1 pseudogene is annotated in these 512 nt (G+C 47.1%); it reads left to right on the top strand.

Annotated features, from left to right (window positions below):
- Positions 1-187: pseudogene (locus CIK04_RS25805) on the top strand (DNA mismatch repair protein MutT); the annotation flags it as partial.
- Between the last annotated feature and the right edge of the window lie 325 nt (positions 188-512).

The following is a 512-nucleotide window of genomic DNA, read 5'->3' as shown; positions in this document are numbered from 1 at the left end:
CTACCATCCGACCTCTGAGCTGCAGTTGCTGCACTATTATGTGGTGACCCAATGGCAAGGCGAGATCCAAAGCCACGAAGCGGACACTGTCTTTTGGAGCAAAGTGACTGACTTCGCCCCAGCGACCGAGGTGGATAAGATCGCACTTAAAGAGCTGCTTCGCTTACAAGCAGAGGGGTTGTTCTAGCTCGCATTGGTGCTCCGCGCACCGTGTGAGCATCAAACGACGCAGCATCACACCGTTACATAAACCAGAAAACAGACCAAAGAATCATTTACAAGTAAATATTAAAAACAGTGACACTTTCAAGCGAGAAAACAATCCTGAGGTTCTTACAATGGTTCTCATACACCATTAGGAGAACATCAGCATGAAATACTCATCTATCGCACTACTACTGCTTAGCTCTGTTGCCGCATCCACCAGCTATGCTGGCGATTTTAGCCTCACTAGCCATGACATTATGGAAGGGCAACGCATGGCGAAAACCTTTGAATTTACAGGATTTGGT

The sequence above is a fragment of the Vibrio sp. 03_296 genome, assembly GCF_002265885.1.
This window is presented reverse-complemented; position numbering and strand designations above follow the sequence as displayed.